This is a genomic window from Oceanobacillus locisalsi (genome assembly GCF_042675985.1).
GTDB lineage: Bacteria > Bacillota > Bacilli > Bacillales > Amphibacillaceae > Oceanobacillus > Oceanobacillus locisalsi.
This window is the reverse complement of sequence record NZ_JBHTKK010000001.1, coordinates 39,032-54,449: the sequence shown is the minus strand read 5'-3', so window position 1 is coordinate 54,449 and position 15,418 is coordinate 39,032. Positions and strand designations below refer to the sequence as shown.

The 15,418-nt window shown below is 37.9% G+C and carries 13 protein-coding genes; 5 read left to right on the top strand and 8 right to left on the bottom strand.

What is annotated here, in order from left to right:
- Positions 1-100: 100 nt before the first annotated feature.
- Both ACFQ19_RS00225 and ACFQ19_RS00220 read right to left on the bottom strand, forming a co-directional pair.
- Positions 101-1,021, bottom strand: coding sequence for a DUF2817 domain-containing protein (locus ACFQ19_RS00225; protein WP_379589838.1), 921 nt, complete (start codon positions 1,019-1,021; stop codon positions 101-103).
- Positions 1,022-1,032: 11 nt separating this feature from the next.
- Entirely contained in the window at positions 1,033-1,461 is a 429-nt protein-coding gene (locus tag ACFQ19_RS00220) for a hypothetical protein (protein WP_379589837.1), read from the bottom strand.
- 398 nt (positions 1,462-1,859) lie between these two features.
- Between ACFQ19_RS00220 and ACFQ19_RS00215 the strand changes: the two genes are divergently transcribed.
- Entirely contained in the window at positions 1,860-4,781 is a 2,922-nt protein-coding gene (locus ACFQ19_RS00215; protein ID WP_379589835.1) for a peptidoglycan-binding protein, read from the top strand.
- Between the two features lie 465 nt (positions 4,782-5,246).
- On the opposite strand, the gene ACFQ19_RS00210 is transcribed toward ACFQ19_RS00215, so the two are convergent.
- The 4 genes from ACFQ19_RS00210 to ACFQ19_RS00195 all read right to left on the bottom strand — a co-directional run bounded on the left by ACFQ19_RS00210 (position 5,247) and on the right by ACFQ19_RS00195 (position 7,306).
- Entirely contained in the window at positions 5,247-6,254 is a 1,008-nt protein-coding gene (locus ACFQ19_RS00210) for a YheC/YheD family protein (RefSeq protein WP_379589834.1), read from the bottom strand.
- A gap of 316 nt (positions 6,255-6,570) precedes the next feature.
- Positions 6,571-6,711 carry a YvrJ family protein gene (locus tag ACFQ19_RS00205; RefSeq protein WP_379589833.1) on the bottom strand — a complete coding sequence of 47 codons (141 nt, stop codon included), beginning with the start codon at positions 6,709-6,711 and terminating at the stop codon, positions 6,571-6,573.
- Positions 6,712-6,829: 118 nt separating this feature from the next.
- A complete protein-coding gene (locus tag ACFQ19_RS00200; protein WP_379589832.1) occupies positions 6,830-7,042 on the bottom strand; it encodes a DUF2922 domain-containing protein in 213 nt (70 codons plus the stop codon).
- Positions 7,043-7,075: 33 nt separating this feature from the next.
- A complete protein-coding gene (locus ACFQ19_RS00195) occupies positions 7,076-7,306 on the bottom strand; it encodes a DUF1659 domain-containing protein (RefSeq protein ID WP_379589831.1) in 231 nt (76 codons plus the stop codon).
- A 244-nt stretch (positions 7,307-7,550) separates the two neighbouring features.
- Between ACFQ19_RS00195 and ACFQ19_RS00190 the strand changes: the two genes are divergently transcribed.
- Together ACFQ19_RS00190 and ACFQ19_RS00185 are read left to right on the top strand one after the other, a co-directional pair.
- Positions 7,551-11,633, top strand: coding sequence for a peptidoglycan-binding protein (locus ACFQ19_RS00190; RefSeq protein ID WP_379589830.1), 4,083 nt, complete (start codon positions 7,551-7,553; stop codon positions 11,631-11,633).
- 164 nt (positions 11,634-11,797) lie between these two features.
- Entirely contained in the window at positions 11,798-12,868 is a 1,071-nt protein-coding gene (locus ACFQ19_RS00185; protein WP_379589828.1) for an MraY family glycosyltransferase, read from the top strand.
- A 115-nt stretch (positions 12,869-12,983) separates the two neighbouring features.
- On the opposite strand, the gene ACFQ19_RS00180 is transcribed toward ACFQ19_RS00185, so the two are convergent.
- Both ACFQ19_RS00180 and ACFQ19_RS00175 read right to left on the bottom strand, forming a co-directional pair.
- Positions 12,984-13,289 carry a hypothetical protein gene (locus ACFQ19_RS00180; protein WP_379589826.1) on the bottom strand — a complete coding sequence of 102 codons (306 nt, stop codon included), beginning with the start codon at positions 13,287-13,289 and terminating at the stop codon, positions 12,984-12,986.
- Complete coding sequence (locus ACFQ19_RS00175) at positions 13,249-13,959, bottom strand: hypothetical protein (protein WP_379589825.1); 711 nt, start codon at positions 13,957-13,959, stop codon at positions 13,249-13,251. Before ACFQ19_RS00175 ends, ACFQ19_RS00180 begins: the two co-directional genes overlap by 41 nt.
- 221 nt (positions 13,960-14,180) lie before the next feature.
- On the opposite strand from ACFQ19_RS00175, the gene ACFQ19_RS00170 reads away from it, so the two are divergent.
- Together ACFQ19_RS00170 and ACFQ19_RS00165 are read left to right on the top strand one after the other, a co-directional pair.
- Positions 14,181-14,465 (top strand): Rpn family recombination-promoting nuclease/putative transposase, encoded by a 285-nt coding sequence (locus ACFQ19_RS00170; protein WP_379590295.1) that lies wholly within the window; start codon positions 14,181-14,183, stop codon positions 14,463-14,465.
- A 144-nt stretch (positions 14,466-14,609) separates the two neighbouring features.
- Positions 14,610-15,203: an Rpn family recombination-promoting nuclease/putative transposase gene (locus tag ACFQ19_RS00165; protein ID WP_379589824.1), complete on the top strand. Its 594-nt coding sequence runs from the start codon at positions 14,610-14,612 to the stop codon at positions 15,201-15,203.
- Positions 15,204-15,418: the final 215 nt, after the last annotated feature.

The window sequence follows — 15,418 nt, the reverse complement described above, 5'->3', positions numbered from 1 at the left end:
ATAGACTAAAAGGGACTTTTCAAAAGCACTCTAAATGTAAAAAGGCTAAATCTCTCTGATATGAAGTAGAAGGATGACCCTCATCCTTCTACTTAACTATTTAAGATTGGTAACGTCTAGTACGATAAGAAAGATTTTCTCCAGTTAAAACAGGCGCATAACTAAGCTCGACCTTTCGTTGTTCAAAATACGCCATGGATGTTTCATAAAAGAGATATATCATAGCCATGCCGTACTTCATAATTTCATTATCGCTTAAAGGAGCATCTAGCCCATTGTTTTGTTGCATTGGTCTTACAATTTCTGTTATATACGAAAGTGTATAGGGCGTATGTGGATTGTTTTTATCCCTCATATACCTTCTTGATAATCCTCTCAGTAGTTGATCAAAACCATCCCACTTCACAACAGGCTGACTAGCATAAAGTTCTAAAGAATCAGCAAATAAGTTCCTAATTTTCTCTGTTTCGTATTGACCGTTTCCAACAATAAGATTTAATCCGTTACTCCCATCCATTCCATTACCAAATAAATGGATATCCAAAAATGCAAATGGCTCAAACATATCCATTATTGCTTTTACATTTCTAGATTCAGCTTGAGAGAAATCATCAAAATCTCTATTCAAATCAACACCATTGACATTAGTCCTGCCAACATTGTTTCCTTCAGCATGTGAAGTCCTGTCAAAACCATAAGGATTGACAACAGGAATATAAATAATATGGAAACTTTGTAATAACTTAGCTCGAAATGATTTATCTCTAAACGTATTATCCCTTAATTGCTCCATAAACCTCATGCTATATAAAGCTCCCATCCATTCTGTGCCATGCATGCTGGCTATCACAAGAATAGATGGTTTATTTGAATTACCCATTTCAATCATGTACATGTCATAATTTTCGCTCTCATCCATACCAATATTACGCACGCTATTAAATTGCATTATTCTTTGAACGATTTGTGAATAAGAAGGGAGGCTAAGGCTGTCAGAAAAATCATATGGTATTCTAATCATGTGCCCCCCTCCTATACTTCTCTATAGATTACTTTGTATGTTACGGTGTGATTTTCTGTCGGTTCATCATTATGCTTAAATGCAAGTCTAGACCCTCCAGGAAGAATCATAGGTGTTTTAAGATTTATTTTAAATTCACCATTACTAGAATCATAAGCTATAACTTCAAAATTCGAATGCCCGTCATTAGAAATTCTTAAAGGTGTAGCTACCCATCTTGACCCATTAGGGTTTATAGTTTGGAATAATTGCCCCTCATAATCATAATTAGCTCTAGATTGATCAATATTTAATGTTGGATAAATATTCTGGCTTGAAGTTGAGTATTCTATAAAGTCAATTACAATGTCAGTTTCCCACTCTTCATAAACAACATGAGTAGAATTATCAACGAAAGATACATTCAGTTCATTTTTTAGAATTACTTGATTTCCAACCATTATTATCTCCCCTTTGCATATGATGTTACCATACATATCTTTACATCTGAAAAATACCATTTTTAAATATTGTCTGTCAATTCAAAAAAGCGCACCTGATAAGACTATTGATAGATTTAATTTGTGGATTCATGCTCCGTTTAAAAAGATGACTCAGGTTAAGAGGGGTCAAGTTATCTAAAAAGAAAGAAGAATTCACCTATCAAAGGGTGTAAATTATGAAATCATTGTCAAAATGAAGGACATAAAACCTGGAAATATTGACTTAAGATAGATAAAATAACATATTTATGTTTGTAAATCTGTATGTTAGCGTTAGGATGTGTTTCTTTTAATTTAAGAAACTATCGATTATTGTCGATATAATTAATGTACATAAAAATAAGGAGGTTCACAGTTTGAGAAAAAAATGGATTCTTCTTTTAGCTATTGCTTTGTTGATTATTTCACCATTTTCTTCAGTGAGTGAAACATATGCAATGAGTAATAATCAACATAAGGAAGGTCAACAAAGCGATAACCATATAGAAGAAGAGAACAACATAATAGATATTGAACAACAGGATGCTTCGCCAGCAGAAGAAGCATTACAATTGGGTGATGAGGATGAAATCATTCAAGAACTAAAAGAAGACTTAACAGAGCTTGGGTTTGCTTCACTAAAAAAACCAACAGAATATTTTGGATTACATACAGAGGAATCTCTAAAGAAATTTCAAGCATTCTATGATAAAGAAGTTACAGGAATAGCAGATGAAGATACTCTATTAACAATAGATAATATTTTAGCTGAAGATTCATTTGAGCGTGAAGAACATATAGAGTTTAGTAAACCTGAGGAGTTTGTAACGGAAGAGGAAGAATCTGAAGAAAGCTCCGAATCAGAAGGAGCAGAAAATACAGAGGAAGAATCTGAAGAAAGCTCCGAATCAGAAGGAGCAGAAAATACAGAGGAAGAATCTGAAGAAAGCTCCGAATCAGAAGGAGCAGAAAACACAGAAGAAGAATCCGGCGAAAGCTCCGAATCAGAAGGAGCAGAAAATACAGAGGAAGAATCTGAAGAAAGCTCCGAATCAGAAGGAGCAGAAAACACAGAAGAAGAATCCGGCGAAAGCTCCGAATCAGAAGGAGCAGAAAACACAGAAGAAGAATCCGGCGAAAGTTCCGAATCAGAAGGGGCAGAAAATACAGAGGAAGAATCTGAAGAAAGCTCCGAATCAGAAGGGGCAGAAAACACAGAAGAAGAATCTGAAGAAAGCTCCGAATCAGAAGGGGCAGAAAACACAGAAGAAGAATCTGAAGAAAGCTCCGAATCAGAAGGGGCAGAAAATACAGAGGAAGAATCTGAAGAAAGCTCCGAATCAGAAGGGGCAGAAAACACAGAAGAAGAATCTGAAGAAAGCTCCGAATCAGAAGGAGCAGAAAACACAGAAGAAGAATCGGGCGAAAGCTCTGAATCAGAAGGAACAGAAAATACAGAAGAAGAATCCGATGAAAGCTCCGGGTCAGAGAGTGTGTTTTCTGTAAATGGTATTTATACCAAAGGAGATAGAGATCCAGAAATCGCAGAAATAAAAGAACAATTTAATGCAATAGGATTTGGGGGAATTACCGTCACGGAGTATTACGGCGATTATTTTGAAGGGAAAGTGGAAGAATTCCAAGAGTATTATGGACTCTCGGTTAACGGGACCCTTGATCAAGCAACGAAGGATCAAGTAGACAGTGTTTATAATAGTCCTTTTCAAAGAGGAGAGCGTCACGATGATATTCCGGATATAAAAGAAAAATTAAACAGTTTAGGCTATAGTGGTATTAGTGTAACTAGACTGTTTGGAGAGTACACCGAACAAAAAGTTGAGGAGTTCCAAAGAGATCATGGGTTACAAGTAAATGGGATTGTAGATGAAGTAACATTGGCTAAACTGGATGAACAAGTTCCTTATACTAAAGGAAATCGGTCCCCAGAAATTGCAGAAATAAAAGAACAATTTAATGCAATAGGATTTGGAGGAATTACCGTTACGGAGTATTACGGCGATTATTTTGAAGGGAAAGTGGAAGAATTCCAAGAGTATTATGGACTCTCGGTTAACGGGACCCTTGATCAAGCAACAAGGGATCAAGTAGACAGTGTTTATAATAGTCCTTTTCAAAGAGGAGAGCGTCACGATGATATTCCGGATATAAAAGAAAAATTAAACAGTTTAGGCTATAGCGGCATTAGTGTAACCAGACTGTTTGGAGAGTACACCGAGCAAAAAGTTGAGGAGTTCCAAAGAGATCATGGGTTACGTGTAAATGGGATTGTAGATGAAGTAACATTGGCTAAACTGGATGAACAAGTTCCTTATACTAAAGGAGATCGGTCCCCAGAAATCGCAGAAATAAAAGAGCAATTTAATGCAATAGGATTTGGGGGAATTACCGTCACGGAGTATTACGGCGATTATTTTGAAGGGAAAGTGGAAGAATTCCAAGAGTATTATGGACTCTCGGTTAACGGGACTCTTGATCAAGCAACAAGGGATCAAGTAGACAGTGTTTATAATAGTCCTTTTCAAAGAGGAGAGCGTCACGATGATATTCCGGATATAAAAGAAAAATTAAACAGTTTAGGCTATAGCGGCATTAGTGTAACCAGACTGTTTGGAGAGTACACCGAACAAAAAGTTGAGGAGTTCCAAAGAGATCATGGGTTACGTGTAAATGGGATTGTAGATGAAGTAACTTTAAGCCATCTAAACCAAGCTTATGATGAGCTATCTACTGTAAAAATCTTTCTTGACCCAGGTCATGGAGCACATGATCCAGGCGGTCAAGGATATGGGTTAAACGAGAAAGATGTTGTATTAGATATTGCCTTGGAAACAGAGCGGATACTCACCAGTAAGTATCAAGGCGTTGAAGTTGAAATGTCCAGAAGAACAGACACCTTTGTTGAATTAGAAGAACGTGCAAATCACGCAAATAGCTGGGGAGCGGACTACTTTATAAGTTTTCATAATAATGCTTTTGATGGTTCAACTGGTGGATTTGAATCTTACATTTACAACGGTAACGTCTCGCAGGAAACAAGAGATAAACAAAATGACATTCATTCATATATTTCTTCACGCATAAATGTTTCTGACAGAGGACAAAAGTCTGCGAACCTAAGTGTTCTGCGTAATACAAATATGCCGGCGATTCTTATCGAATATTTGTTTATCGATAATTTCACAGAAAATGCTTTGTTAAAAAGCGACAACTACAAAAACCAATTAGCACAATATACTGCAGATGCGATTGCAGATTCTTATGATTTGGAAAGACAATAAAAAAGCACTGTATGTATACATGAAATAATAAAAGAGGGTTTTCCCACAGGTTAAAACATGGGAAATCCTCTTTTTTAGTAGGATAAGAAAGTATAACATTTTGCATCATTTCATTCTAAATCAGGAACAGCTATGTCCAGCTCCAAGCGCCAAAAACTAGGAGATTTCACGTCACGCCCTACGATAAGTCATCATCGGTTCGTTACCTCACCGTGATTCCTTTATCTCAGTTGTGCCGCTCCAATCTCTACGTTTTTAAGAGGGCGCTTTGCGCTTTTCGTTCTGTGTTTTCTTTGGAATAAAGATGGCCTATATGGATGTAACCTATTTAGCTTCCTTTCAATATAGCGCAATAAGCAGAAGATTGCCGTAAATGAACAACAACAGGCATCGGTTAAAAAGAAATCATATATCTATTAGATTCGTGCGTTTGTTTATAACAAAAGAAATATGTGATGGGCTGTGCTATTCTCCTGCCTGTTGTTGAAGGTAATGATAGTAATCAACTTTAAGATTAATAATCTCTGCTTCACCAAATTCCATGCCGGGAGCAGCATTAACTTCATAAATATAGATTTGCTCATCCTTATCAATACCGATGTCAATCCCAAGACAGGACGTTTGTTTTTGATAAAGTGCTTCAATTTTCGGAGGGAGACATTCTGCTATATAGTTAAAATCTGCTTTGATATTTTCCCAACTAGCGGGATAGTGAAATTGAATAAATGGAATCAATTTTTGCACGCCTCCACCTTGTGCTACATTAGAAACAACTTTATTATTAGAGCCGATACGAACCAGATAAATTGCCACTGCCCATTTTCCTTCCGCATCTTTTTCTAAACGTATGCGGCAATCATAAGGATCTCCTGTAGCAGTTAGAGATTGGATATATTGCTGTGCCAGATATACCTGATCAGTTATTATATCCTCTATATGAGCTTTCAGTTCTTCTGCAGGAAGCACCTTTTCCTCGTTTTTGAAAGAAAGACGGTAAGACTTGTCATCTATCTTATGGATTAAATATACTCCATTTCCTTTGTGTCCGGATCGCGGTTTAAGAATAGCTTTATCGTATTTTTTAATGAATTTTAGAAAATCATCAAAATCAGTAACTTGAATGGTATCTGGCAAATATTTTGCAAACTCGCCATCTTCCATCAACGTATTATAAACTTTTTGTTTTGTCCCGAACCCTTTTGGGTTTAGCAGCGTACTTTTCTTTTTTAGAAAAGTAATAACATCTTTATATTTATAGCAATAACTATTCAAGTCTATATAGGGAGGAGCAGGAAGTTCCACCTGACGCCAAACATTGTTTTGAAGTATAAGTCCATTAATGACCTCATTACCCACATCTACATCTTTTGGATGACTATAGATTAAATCAATATTGTAGTACTTAGCAGCTTTTGCCAACAATTTGACGTATTTAGGCGGTTTCTTGAAGACTCTCATATAACATATATACATTTCAGGTTCCTCCTGTTACTTCTTTAAGTTGTAAATCAGTTAACCTTAAAAAGAAAATAGCATAATCAACGGTTTAAGTAAAATTTCATTTCTAATTAATTTTGTTGGAAATGAAATTCCTGGCAGCCTAGTTAGTGTTTCACGTTAAATAATAATTATTTACTCAAATTATTTATACTGTTGGAAACGACAACTACAAACTATAGCAAATGCGCTTATCGATTATTATAACTTGAATAGCTAGTAAAGAAGCATTGCGTGTAACAACTATACGAAAAGAGGACTTCCCACATTTAAATATGGGAAAATCCTTTTTTTAATGATTTTTCTTTGGAATGGAAATGGCGTAAATGGATTCAATTAACTGATTTAACTTTCCTTCAACCCGGTGCAATAAATAGAAGGTGACCGCAGCTGGGAAACCGACATCCGTTAACAGAGAAATCCATGCTTCCATAAGATTCACCACCTTTTTAGGACAAATCTCACAAGAACAAGCGTTTAGACAAGAAGGTTTCTGGTATAAGACAATACCGTGAGGAGGGCTTCCTCACGGGCTAATGTCTTATAAAAAATTATAATTCAATGTCTTCCACAATACGTTCAACGATACGGGCGCTGTGAATTTCAGTTAGTTCCCCGCCTGTGGAATAAAGAGCATTTTCCTGAAGGATTGTCTCCATTGTATCTTGGATCGTTTCAGGATCCGCTGGTTCTACAGGGTTGTCTAATGAATAGGTAACAACGCGGCCTTCTTCATTTAGAAATTTCAACTCCAATTTTCTCAAGTTTTTCACCTCCTTTCGTGAACTACTTTTAGCCTAGGCTTCTTCTTCAAAAATGTCTGAAACATCACGACGGCTGATACCGTAGAGTTCGTGCTGCTGAACAGATGCAAATGCGTTTGCTGTCTGGAATAACTGTTCAGCAGTAGCTTCTGTTTTAACATTATTGAATCGTTTGTTCTTCAAAATAGACTCTCCAGACACTGGATCGATTCCTTCATTCAGCGTCAACTGCAAAACAGATTCATTTAATTGAGCGACTGCCATGCTTATCACCTCCTTTCACCCCTATAGTTCGTGTGCCAATGACAAAAAGGGGCAGGATGGCAAGAAAATATATTTGCTTATTAGGACTTATAACTTATATAAGCGTCTGTATGACAATATTGAACATTTCATGAACGTTTAATAGATCGAAGCGATTACAAAATAAAAGTTATATTAAAGAAATGATTAAGTATTGCCGATAGATAATTAGAGAGATAGAATAGCATATAGGAGGTGGAAAGATTTGAGAAAAAAGTGGTTTCCTTTCTTTCTTATCATTTTATTGGTAGCATCACCATTTACTTCTGTAAGTGAAGTGTATGGGATGAGTGACCCTTCGAAAGAAGATGAAGAAAAAAATGATCAAGAGGATAGGAATAAAGAATCAGACGATGAACAGGATTCTTCCACGGGTGAAGATGTGTCAGATGAAATAAAACTTGAAATAGGCGAGGATTCAGAAGAGGTTCAAGAACTGAAAGAAGATTTAACAGAGCTTGGATTTGCTGCATTAGAAAAACCAACAACTTATTTTGGCCTACATACGGAAGAAGCTGTAAAAGCCTTTCAAACGTTTTATGAATTGGAAGACACGGGAATTGCAGATGAAGACACACTACTAACAATAGAATACATTTTATCAGACGATTCATTCGACCGTGAAGAGCACTTAGAGTTCAGTAAACCTGAGGAATTTGTAACGGAAGAGGAAGAAGTTGAGGAATTGCCGGAAGCGGAAGAAATCGAAGAAGGTACGGAATCAGCAGAAGTAGAAGAAAGCACTGAAGAAGAAATCGAAGAAGGTACGGAATCAGCAGAAGTAGAAGAAAGCACTGAAGAAGAAACCGAAGAAGGTGCGGAATCAGAAGAAGTAGAAGAAAGCACTGAAGAAGAAACCGAAGAAGGTGCGGAATCAGAAGAAGTAGAAGAAAGCACTGAAGAAGAAACCGAAGAAGGTGCGGAAACAGAAGAAACAGAAGAAAGCACTGGAAAAGGAACCGAAGAAGGTGCGGAAACAGAAGAAACAGAAGAAAGCACTGGAGAAGGAACCGAAGAAGGTGCAGAAACAGAAGAAAGCACTGGAGAAGGAACCGAAGAAGGTGCGGAAACAGAAGAAGCAGATGAGAGTGCTGGAGAAGGAACCGGAGAAGGTGCGGAAACAGAAGAAGCAGATGAGAGTGCTGGAGAAGGAACCGAAGAAGGTGCAGAAACAGAAGAAAGCACTGAAAAAGGAACCGGAGAAGGCACAGAATCAGAACAAAATCAGCAAGATAGTATACAGAATTTTTCTAGAGCTACTGTATTTTCCGTTAACGGCACTTATGAAAAAGGAGACAGACATTCGGACATCAGCGATTACAAAAAGAAATTCAATGCGACTGGATTTCGAGGGATCACTGTTACGAACTATTATGGAGACTACTTTGAAGGGCAAGTCAAGAAGTTTCAGGAGTACTATGGATTGTCAGTCAACGGAAAAATTGATCAAGCAACGAAGGATCAATTAGACAGTGTCTACAATAGTCCCTTCAAAAAAGGGGAGCGTCATGATGATACACCGGATATAAAACGTAAACTAAATAACTTAGGTTACAGCGGCATCAGTGTGACAAAACTTTTTGGGTCATATACAGAACAAAAAGTAAAGGATTTCCAAAGAGACCAAGGCTTACAGGTAAGTGGAATCGTAGACGAAGTAACATTGGCTGAATTGAATAAACTGGCTCCAAAAGATACTTATGAAAAAGGAGACAGGCATTCGGACATCAGCGATTTCAAAAAGAAATTCAATGCGACCGGATTCCGAGGGATCACTGTTACGAACTATTATGGAGACTACTTTGAAGGGCAAGTCAAGAAATTTCAGAAGTACTATGGGTTGTCAGTCAACGGAAAAATTGATCAAGCAACGAAGAATCAATTAGACAGTGTTTATAATAGCTCTTTTCAAAGAGGAGAACGTCACGATGATATTCCGGATATAAAAGAAAAATTAAACAGTTTAGGCTATAGTGGTATTAGTGTAACCAGGCTGTTTGGAGAGTACACCGAACAAAAAGTAAAGGACTTCCAAAGAGACCAAGGTTTACAGGTAAGTGGAATCGTGGACGAAGTAACATTGGCTGAATTGAATAAACTGGCTCCAAAAGACACTTATGAAAAAGGAGACAGGCATTCGGAAATCAGCGATTTTAAAGAGAAATTCAATGCCATCGGGTTCCGAGGAATCACTGTTACGAACTATTATGGAGACTACTTTGAAGGGCAAGTCAAGAAGTTTCAGGAGTACTATGGGCTGTCAGTCAATGGAAAAATTGATCAAGCAACGAAGGATCAATTAGACGGTGTTTATAATAGTCCTTTTCAAAGAGGAGAACGTCATGATGATACACTGGATATAAAACGCAAACTAAATAATTTAGGTTACAGCGGCATCAGTGTGACGAAACTGTTTGGAGAGTACACCGAACAAAAAGTAAAGAACTTCCAAAGAGACCAAGGCTTACAGGTAAGTGGAATCGTGGACGAAGTAACATTGGCTGAATTGAATAAACTGGCTCCAAAAGACACTTATGAAAAAGGAGACAGGCATTCGGAAATCAGCGATTTTAAAGAGAAATTCAATGCCATCGGGTTCCGAGGAATCACTGTTACGAACTATTATGGAGACTACTTTGAAGGGCAAGTCAAGAAGTTTCAGGAGTACTATGGGCTGTCAGTCAATGGAAAAATTGATCAAGCAACGAAGGATCAATTAGACAGTGTCTACAATAGTCCCTTCCAAAAAGGGGAGCGTCATGATGATACACCGGATATAAAACGTAAACTAAATAACTTAGGTTATAGCGGCATCAGTGTGACAAAATTTTTTGGGTCATATACAGAACAAAAAGTAAAGGATTTCCAAAGAGACCAAGGTTTACAGGTAAGTGGAATCGTGGACGAAGTAACATTGGCTGAATTGAATAAACTGGCTCCAAAAGACACTTATGAAAAAGGAGACAGGCATTCGGACATCAGTGATTTCAAAGAGAAATTAAATGCCATCGGATTTGGAGGCATTACTGTAACGAATTATTATGGCTCTTATTTCGAAGGGCAAGTAAAAAAATTCCAAAACTACTTTGACCTGAGTGCAAATGGAAAAATAGACAAAGCAACCAAAGAAAAATTAGACAGCGTCTATAACTGTCCATTCCAAAAAGGGAAACGTCATAGTGATTTAATATCAATTAAAGAGAACTTAAATACGCTTGGCTACGGAGGAATCACTGTCACTACCTACTTCGGAACCTACATGGAAAGCCAAGTAAAACAATTCCAAAGAGACAATAACCTAAGAGTTAATGGTATCGTTGACGAAAAAACCCTAGCTGCTCTCGACGAAGCAATTAGTAACCGCTGGGTTGTGAACCATGAATCTTATAACGTAACGCTAAATCAAGCATTAAACACACAAATGAACCAACTGCAGCAGACGGATAAGTACCGAAATGATGCTGCGTATGTGCATAAGAATTATGTAAATGGTTCAAACACAACGACTGCTAACGTCAATGTCCGTTCTTCGGCAAGTAATTCCAGTCATATTTATGGACAGCTAAGCCAAGGGACACGTGTTACAATCCTTGGATCTTCAGGTAACTGGTACAGAATCAGTTATGAATCTTGGAGAAATCCGACAAGAAGTGATGTTCGCAGTTATCTAAATCCGGAGAATAATGACATCTTCCAGCATTTAGACTTGACCAGCAGTGTGGGTGTCACACCATCTTCTCTGAACAACGATATTTTAAATGGGAAAGGAATTCTTGGTGGAAAAGGACAGGCCTTTATAACAGCAGGAAGCCGGCATGATGTAAATGAAATCTATTTAATTTCGCATGCGTTGTTGGAAACAGGGAATGGAAGTTCCGCATTAGCAACAGGGATTGAAGTCGGGTTAAACAGCAGTGGAAATCCAGTGGTTGCCACCTCGTCCAATCGAAGCAGCCTTCGAAATATCAGAACGACTTATAATATTTATGGTATCGGTGCTGTAGACAGCAATCCTCGTAATGGCGGAGCTGTCAGAGCTTACGAGGAAGGATGGTTCTCGCCGGAGCAAGCGATTATTGGCGGAGCTGAATTTATTGGAAACAGTTATATTCACAATTCATATGATCAAAATACGTTGTATAAAATGAGATGGAATCCTGCAAACCCTGGATATCCGCAATATGCAACAGATATTGGCTGGGCAGTGAAGCAAGTTCCAAGTATTAAAAGATTATATGATATGCTGGATAATCCGGTATTCAACTTTAACATTACACAATATCGTTAAAATACCTGAAATGAAGACACTCGAGCGCTATTGAAACAGCGCCCGGGTGTTTTTTGCTTTTTTATATAACAAATAGCGTCGAATTATGATATGATGAACGAAAGAAAGGGTAATAGAATATAAAGGAAATCCATTGCTAGAATAATAGAAGTAGGTGAAGTACTATGTGGAGTGCAGTGGAATTGCTGATTGCGTTCGCTATCGCACTTTTGACAGCAATCATCACGACACCGATTATTATATACGTTTCCAAAAAGTTCAATCTGGTAGATCAGCCAGATCAGAGAAAACAACACCAAAAGGCTGTAGCAAGTATTGGCGGACTAGGAATATTTTTCGGTATCGCTGCTGGATTCTTCTATTTACAACCGGAACATCCACAGATGACAGCGATTATTATCGGTGCCATTATTATGCTGTTGACAGGGTTTATGGATGATATTTTCGACCTTCGTCCTGGCACCAAGCTTTTAGGACAAGTATCCGCTGCTTCGGTGGTAGCGTATTCCGGATTGGTTATTGAGAAATTGACATTGCCTTTTATAGGCACTGTATTTTTAGGTGAATATGTCGGCATTGCCCTCACGATTTTCTGGATTATTGCTGCTGCTAATGCCATTAATCTGATTGATGGATTGGATGGATTGGCAGGCGGAGTATCAACGATTGCTTTTATCAGTATCTTGATTATGGCTATCATGGATTACCGTGTTATCGTCGTTGGGCTATGTGTCCTGTTAATCGGCGCTACCCTCGGATTTCTGGTATTCAATTTTCACCCGGCGAAAATCTTTATGGGAGACACCGGAGCGTTGTTCTTAGGCTATTCCATTGCCATTATATCGATGCTTGGTCTGTTCAAAAATGTAGCCTTCTTCAGCTTTGTGATTCCGATTATTGTTATTGCACTTCCTGTGTTTGATACGCTCCTTGCGATTATCCGCCGTATTCATAACAGACAAGGCATTTCGGAAGCAGATCGACAACATATTCATTACAGGTTATTAAGAAACGGTTATTCTCATAGAGAATCTGTATGGATTATCTATGCGTTCAGCATGTTCTTCGGGGCCATGGCGATTGTCTTTAACAACGCCCAGCTGATGACGTCCTTAGCGATATTTTGCGTAGTCATTCTTGGGATTCACTTTTTCTCAATTGTTTGCGGAATCCGTTCGGGCGGCTTGGTTCTTTCTTTCATAAACAAAAAAGATGAAGTGGATAAACGAAGATAAAGATAATGGAACAATTCCGTTTGCTTTGTGGAAGCAAAAATCGAAAAGGTCTAACACGAAAAACTCTCAAGGATTGTTTTGAAAACGCCTTGAGAGTTTTTTATGAAACCTATTCTTACTCGACTGTCCCAGGGAACATACCGTCAATGACTTTCGCAACCACTTCACGCTTTTCACCTTCCCAAGGGAAATGATGCATGGTCAGCATGGCATGCGCATTGATTTCTAAGATATGGTATTCATCTCCTTGAATTAATACATCGACACCACAGACACGCAGCCCGGGAATAGCAAGCATTGCTTTCCGGATGGTTGTTTTAAGTTCTGGTGATATATCATCTGTCACATCAACAGCGTCGCCGCCGGTAGAAACGTTTGAATTATTTCTGAGATAAGACTGTCTGTCCTTTTTCTGGAACATCGTTAAAAGTCAATCCCTGCTTTTTTAAGACGCGTTCACTTTCTTCTCCCATATCCAATTTTTTATGAAGGGGATTTTTCCGCTGGGCACGCTGCTCATTCTTATAAATAATAAGCTGCTCCATATTTTTCACACCGTCACCGACCACATTGGCAGAGACTCTTTTGGCGACTGCTACTACCTCATTTTTTACGAACGTGAAACGATATTCTTCTCCTTCAACAAACTGTTCAATTAAAATTTCATTGCGCACCTCGGCAATCTTCTCAAAACACGCTTTAAATTCTTCATACGTATCTATTTGTACAAAGACAAGCTTACCCATGATACCGTCATTTGGTTTGAGTACAACAGGAAGAATATCTTCTGCCCATTTCCAGGCCCTGTCAACTTGATGTTTGAAAAAGACGGCATTTTCGGGAGCACTATACCCCAAACCTCGTAAAAAATTACTCGTCGCATTTTTATATTTGGTAAGTTTCACGGCCAGCCTAGTGTTATAAGCAGGCGATATTCTGCCTCTGCGGATGATGTAACTCTTCTTGCCATCTGTCATTTTAAATCGTTTCTTCGGCAGGATTTCAAATGTAATCCCGCGACGATAAGCTTCCTCTGCCAGCATTCTGTTCGATGTACTTAACCCTCGTCCGGTTGTTTCTTTGATATTCATGTTGGAGCACCTCGTTAACTATTTTGTTCTAATTATATCATATGAAGTAAAAATAAGAGACGAGTGAACGAGGGGATAATGGGTATTAAAAAAGTTTCAGCTGTCCGATTAATTTTGTATTTATTCAGAAAAATGATATACTGTAGTTACAAAGCAGGATCCCTTGCGCAGAGAGTTTCCGTGATAAATCAATGCAGAGGTGGTATAGTTGAGTGAGCAGAATGAATCGTCCTCATGATAAATTATTTAAAGAAACATTTGGAGATTTAGATGTAACAACAAACTTTATGCATCACTATTTACCAGAAGAAATCTTGGACATCATAGATATCGACACACTCGCACCACAAAATGGAAGCTTTATTGAATCAGAATTGAAGGATTCTTATTCGGATTTGCTGTTTCATGTACAAATGGGAGACGAAGAAGGTTATCTTTACTTTTTATTTGAGCATAAAACGAAACTTCCTTCCGTGGGTACTTTTGTTCTTCCCACGGAAGGTTAGTTGAGTGAATCAGGGAGTTAGCGTCCGTTAACTTCCGCTTAAATAGACTTGTTTATTCTCTGTCTTAAAGCGGAAGTTTTACGGACGCTTCTCCGTGGAAAGAGTTACCCGGCCAAAGATATTGCTTTTTAGCTTTTAGGGTATATGCAGCAAATTTGGGGGCAACATGTAAAGAAAGAGAAAGCTGAAACAATACCGATTATCATCCCCATTCTTTTTTACCATGGAGAACAGAAATGGGAAGAAACGAAAACGATAAGTGACTGGGTAGGCGGTTATCATAAATTTCCATTATCTATCCAGAAATACGTTCCCGATTATGATTTTATGTATTATAATTTTTCGCTTCATGGTGATGAAGAAGTAAAAGGAAACCCGAAGCTGCAGGCATATTTGGAGTTATCCAAGCATATTTTCATCAAAGATATGGAAACATTTCTGGAAGTCATGATGATTGTGGATGAATTGTTAAATGAAAACGATCCATCCTATTTTGACACAGTGATGATTTATATATTAAGTATCCGCGATGATTTGCCTGTAGATACAGTAAAGGAGCGATTGACCATCGAAGGGAGGAAACGATTTATGTCTATTGCTGAAAAGATAAGAAAAGAAGAAAAAATAATGATAGCTAAAAAGTTACTTCTCTTAAAGCTGGATGAAAAGCAAATTATGGAAGCAACTGATTTAACGAAAGAGGAATTAAAACAAATCAAAAAAGAACTGGATTCATGATATAGCATAAAAAATCCTCTCCTTTTGAAAGTCAGTGAACAAAACATGGCGGTTACTCCAATATTGGAGTAACCGCCATGTTTTGTTTGTAGGAAAACTCCTTTTATAAATTGAGGAAACTTTATTTTAAGAAAAGGATAAAATATAATCAAACGTTTGATGAACAGAAAAAATCCATTCGCGCTCCGTTTTCAACAACACACATACCTCAACGA

Excerpts from the sequence above, each read along its gene's own strand:
- ACFQ19_RS00205 (WP_379589833.1), bottom strand. The coding sequence starts at position 6,711 with ATGGAAGCATGGATTTCTCTGTTAACGGATGTCGGTTTCCCAGCTGCG.
- ACFQ19_RS00195 (WP_379589831.1), bottom strand. The coding sequence starts at position 7,306 with ATGGCAGTCGCTCAATTAAATGAATCTGTTTTGCAGTTGACGCTGAAT.
- ACFQ19_RS00220 (WP_379589837.1), bottom strand. The coding sequence starts at position 1,461 with ATGGTTGGAAATCAAGTAATTCTAAAAAATGAACTGAATGTATCTTTC.
- ACFQ19_RS00225 (WP_379589838.1), bottom strand. The coding sequence starts at position 1,021 with ATGATTAGAATACCATATGATTTTTCTGACAGCCTTAGCCTCCCTTCT.
- ACFQ19_RS00185 (WP_379589828.1), top strand. The coding sequence starts at position 11,798 with ATGTGGAGTGCAGTGGAATTGCTGATTGCGTTCGCTATCGCACTTTTG.
- ACFQ19_RS00170 (WP_379590295.1), top strand. The coding sequence starts at position 14,181 with ATGAATCGTCCTCATGATAAATTATTTAAAGAAACATTTGGAGATTTA.
- ACFQ19_RS00165 (WP_379589824.1), top strand. The coding sequence starts at position 14,610 with ATGCAGCAAATTTGGGGGCAACATGTAAAGAAAGAGAAAGCTGAAACA.
- ACFQ19_RS00210 (WP_379589834.1), bottom strand. The coding sequence starts at position 6,254 with ATGTATATATGTTATATGAGAGTCTTCAAGAAACCGCCTAAATACGTC.
- ACFQ19_RS00180 (WP_379589826.1), bottom strand. The coding sequence starts at position 13,289 with ATGTTCCAGAAAAAGGACAGACAGTCTTATCTCAGAAATAATTCAAAC.
- ACFQ19_RS00175 (WP_379589825.1), bottom strand. The coding sequence starts at position 13,959 with ATGAATATCAAAGAAACAACCGGACGAGGGTTAAGTACATCGAACAGA.